This window comes from Actinoallomurus spadix (assembly GCF_024055725.1).
GTDB classification, from domain to species: Bacteria; Actinomycetota; Actinomycetes; order Streptosporangiales; family Streptosporangiaceae; genus Actinoallomurus; species Actinoallomurus spadix.
Genome location: NZ_JAMXMX010000066.1, coordinates 1 through 3,998 on the forward strand (window position 1 = coordinate 1; position 3,998 = coordinate 3,998).

The following is a 3,998-nucleotide window of genomic DNA, read 5'->3' on the forward strand; positions in this document are numbered from 1 at the left end:
CGGAGGGGTGCGTCCCGCTGGCGGGCGGATCCGGGGATCGGCGGCGTCCTGGCGAGGGGGCCCGCCTTCCGGTCCCCGGATCCTTGCGAGGCATCAAACGGGTATCGCTTCGTTGGTTTCGCTGGCACCTCCCTCACATGTCGGGGTCGTCGTCCTGATACGGCCGGTGCGCCCGTAGTTCGAACCAGACGATCTTCCCGGTCGCCGTACGCGCGGCTCCCCAGCGGCTGGACAGCATGCCGACCAGGTGAAGCCCGCGCCCGCCTTCGTCGATCTCGCCGGCCGGTCGTACCTGTGGCACGGACTCGGCGGCCTCGTCGTGCACTTCGATCCGGAGGGTGTCCTCTTCCGCGCACACGATCAGGTGGATCTCTCCCCTGCCGTGGCGTACGGCGTTCGTGACGAGTTCGCTGACCAGGAGTTCGGCGGTGTCACGATGGTGGCCGAAGCCCCAGAGTTCGAGTTGTTCGCCGGCGAGCCGGCGGGCCGGGGGGACCGCGGCGGTGGAAGGGGGGAGCGGCCACGAAGCGGTGCCCCGTCGGCTCCCCGTTTTCATGGCCGGGCGGGCGAACTCGCCGTGACGGACGGCGGCATCCGGCTCGTGCCACTGACGGACGCCGTTGTTCGCGGGGGCGAGCGCGACCGGCGGCGCCGGGGGCCGGGGGCTCCATGGCGGCGGGCTGGCGGGGGCCTTCGTGAGGGTGGCGGCGAGGCTGAGCCGGTTCACGGTGTTCGCCTCTCGTGGCTCGGCGGTCGCCGTGCTCCTGTCGGGAGGGTCGCGCACCGCACCGCGTTCTCACGCGGAACCGCCGCGGGCGGGTCCGCGGTCTGCCGCTGCCACATCGTCTCGTACCTTCGGTCATCGCCGAGTCGGCCTGATTCGGCTTATGACGATGAGCATGCCCGCCGGGGCCGTACCTGCACGACGGGACAAATCCCCCTATCGCTACGCATTGCGCGTAGTCGCGTCACACCAGGGCGAACAGGACGTCAGGCACGGTTCCGTACGTGGGCCTCCCGGTCGATCGTCGCGATCACCAGATTGACGATCACGATCACCGCGCAGACGAGGGCCGCGCGCCCATGCCGCAGCGCGTACAACGCGGCGACGGCCGCGCCGAACACGAGCACCTTGACGACCAGCACACCGGCGAGCGGCAACCGGATCCTGGCCCTCGGCGCGGCGAACAGGCCCCACACCACGGCGGCGACCAGAGGGAGTGCCACCGCCAGCAGGACGCTCAGGACCACCCCGCCCCCGGCGTCGGCGCCCCACCAGGCGAGCAGAGCCAGCGCGCAGAGCTCCAGCAGAAATGCCAGGCCCTCATTCACCACATGCAACGGCCGGGGGATCATCGCGCTCCTCTGTTCACCCGCGCGAGCGTACGGCTCCCGGCCGACACAACGGAAGCTCTCAGGCGACGCGAAGCCCGAAACGACGGCGCAGCCAGGCGGCGATCCGCTGCAGTACGGGGACCCGGCCGCGGAACATGGCGAGCGCCACGAGCTGGCGACGCGCGTCCTTCTCCCAGGCGACGGGCAGGTGGTACGGCCCGGCGTGAATGTAGAAGCGCGCGCCGGGATACCGCGCCCACCCGGGCGGCGGATCCCACGACAACGTCCCCGCCTGGACGATCAACCCGCGGAGCCAGGAGATCGGGTCATGACCGGGTTCGGCCAGCGCTCGGGCGTCCGACATCACCCGATCGGTGAACCGGCACGCGAACTCCAGCGACCGGCCGGTCAGCTCGAACAGCGGCTGGCTGCGGTGCAGCAGCGTCGGCGCCTCGAACGCCCTGCCGTCGGAGGCGTACCGCTGAACCGGCAGGCAGTACTCGTCCTGCGCGACGATGAAGAAGTCCGCGCCCCGCTGCGAACGGCTCCAGTCCGGCCGCCGGGGCACCGCCTTCGCGTCCGCCGCGAGGACCTCGCGCAGCCGCGCCGCCGCGAGACCCGGTTCGCGGGGACCGCCACACCGCTGGGTGTACCGCTGCACGCAGTGCTCGGAGAAGCGCACATGCCGCAGCAGGGCCTCGCCCCGCAGCGCGAAGGGGTCCACCTCGGCACCGCCCAGCCCCTGCCGCTCCAGCCACTCCGGGAAGAAGATGCAGTTCACCGCGACGGGAGCGCCGCCGTCCCGGTTGTCGGCCAGCGGGAGCGCGAGGACGCCGTCGACCAGCAGGAAACGCCCCGACGGGCTGCGTTTCCCGGTGTGCGGAGCCGGCAGGTCCCGGGTCAGCCGTCCCTGCGGAAGGAGCTCCGTCAGCCAGCGGCGCGCCTTCTCCCGGCCGGTCCCCAGCTGCGCGCCGCAACGGTCCGCACAGGTGTTCGTGATGATCACCTTGGTCACGGCGTCTTCTCCCCCGGCCGGCTGTTCGCGAAGGTGCTCGACTCACGGGTATACACGGCCCCGCGATCAGCCGCCACCGCAAAGCCGACTCACGCTTGACCGATTCCACAACCGGCGTTGACGCTGGGTTCGAGGTGCGCTATCTGTTGCCGGGCGGGAACGCTGCGACGGGGAGGCGGGTCAGTGGGCGGGGCGAAGCGGCCCGAAGGCGGGATCCGGTGAGCGGCGAGGCTCCCGACCCCGGCTGGTACCCCTGCCCGTCCGGGCTGCCGCAGCAGCGTTACTGGGACGGCCGGAGCTGGTCCCAGCGCGTCCGCCCGCTCACCACCGACGACCCCGCGCCCACCGACGGGCCCGGCTCCGGCGAAGCCCCACCTCCCCCACGGGACACACCCCCGGCCGCCCCCGGCCCCGGCACCTGGCCCGGCGCGCCTCCCCCGCCCCGAGCGCCCGACCCCGGCCGGCCGAAGCCACCGCCGTCCTGGCGCGGCGGCCCACGTCCACCGGGCCTGTCCTTCGACGCGGGCGCCAAGAGCTCCCGCCCCGCCGTGCGCCCGCCGGACGCCGCCGCCCCCATGCGCTCCGCGCCGGTCGGCCGGTCGGTCGGAGCCGCCTCGGACGGCACCGTCCCCGGGCGCTTCGACACCGCGCCCGCCAGGGTCGTCACCCCGCCCGCACCGCCTCCGCGCCGCGGCGGCGGAGTCCGCCCGCTGCTCGCGCTCGCCCCCGTGGCGGTCGCCGCCGCCGCGATCGTGGGCCTCGTCGCGTACGGCCTGAACCTCCTCTGGCCCGTCTGGGGCGCGATCGTCCCGGTGGTCGCCTGGTGGGCGCCCGCCCCGCTGCTGTCGGCCCGTTCGGTGCGCCGCTTCATCGCGCGCACCTGGTACGGCTGCCGCGAGCCGACGCGCGAGGAGACCCAGCGGCTCGAGGTCCCCTGGACCGGCGTGCTGCGCCGGGCCGGCGTCGATCCCGGTCGCTTCCACCTCATGGTCGTCGAGTCCGACGACCTGAACGCCTACGCCTCCGACGGCGACATCGTCACGGTCACCAGCCTGGCCGTCCGCAAGCTGCCGGCCCGCCGGCTCGAAGCGGTTCTCGCCCACGAGCTCGGCCACCACCTGCGCCGGCACCTGATCCCCGCGTTGCTCCTCACCCAGCTGCTCCTGCCGGTCCGCCTCCTCTGGGGCCTCACCCGCGCCGTGTGGTGGCCGGTGCGCCGCATGTACCGCGTGGCCGTGATCTGGCGCACGCCGTTCGGGTACCTGGTCACGGGCCTGCTGGCGATCGTCGCGGCCGTCGCCTTCGTCATCTTCGCCGTCCCGGCCGCCGTCGCGTACGGCGGCGCGGCGCTGTCCGGGCTCGGCCGGGACCGCGCGGAGCTCGAAGCCGACGCCGAGGCCGTCCGGCTCGGCCTCGGCGAGCCCCTGCTGGCCGTCATCGAGGAATTCATCACCTCCGGCGAGCAGGCCGAGCACCGCCGCGTGCTCCGTACGCCCCTGATCCTCCGCCGGGCCCGCCGCATCCACGTCCTCCTCGCCGAACGCGGAGAATGAGCGTGGCCTTCATCCGCCGGCGGAGACCGGCCGAGGAACCGGAGAGGCACCCGCCCCCCCCCCCGTGGGACCTGCTGCCGGGCGTGCACGCCGAA

The 3,998-nt window shown here is 73.8% G+C and carries 4 protein-coding genes; 1 reads left to right on the forward strand and 3 read right to left on the reverse strand.

Annotated features, from left to right (window positions below; translation table 11 throughout):
* Positions 1-133: 133 nt before the first annotated feature.
* The 3 genes from NE235_RS37005 to NE235_RS37015 form a co-directional block, all read right to left on the reverse strand.
* Positions 134-727 (reverse strand): ATP-binding protein, encoded by a 594-nt coding sequence (locus tag NE235_RS37005; protein WP_252811582.1) that lies wholly within the window; start codon positions 725-727, stop codon positions 134-136.
* Positions 728-990: 263 nt separating this feature from the next.
* Entirely contained in the window at positions 991-1,356 is a 366-nt protein-coding gene (locus tag NE235_RS37010) for a YrdB family protein (protein WP_252811584.1), read from the reverse strand.
* A gap of 58 nt (positions 1,357-1,414) precedes the next feature.
* Positions 1,415-2,350 carry a hypothetical protein gene (locus tag NE235_RS37015; RefSeq protein ID WP_252811585.1) on the reverse strand — a complete coding sequence of 312 codons (936 nt, stop codon included), beginning with the start codon at positions 2,348-2,350 and terminating at the stop codon, positions 1,415-1,417.
* A gap of 218 nt (positions 2,351-2,568) precedes the next feature.
* Here NE235_RS37015 and NE235_RS37020 point away from each other — a divergent pair, with 218 nt between their 5' ends.
* The gene (locus NE235_RS37020) at positions 2,569-3,903 is read left to right on the forward strand and encodes a M48 family metalloprotease (protein WP_252811587.1); all 1,335 of its coding nucleotides are present in this window, start codon (positions 2,569-2,571) and stop codon (positions 3,901-3,903) included.
* Positions 3,904-3,998: the final 95 nt, after the last annotated feature.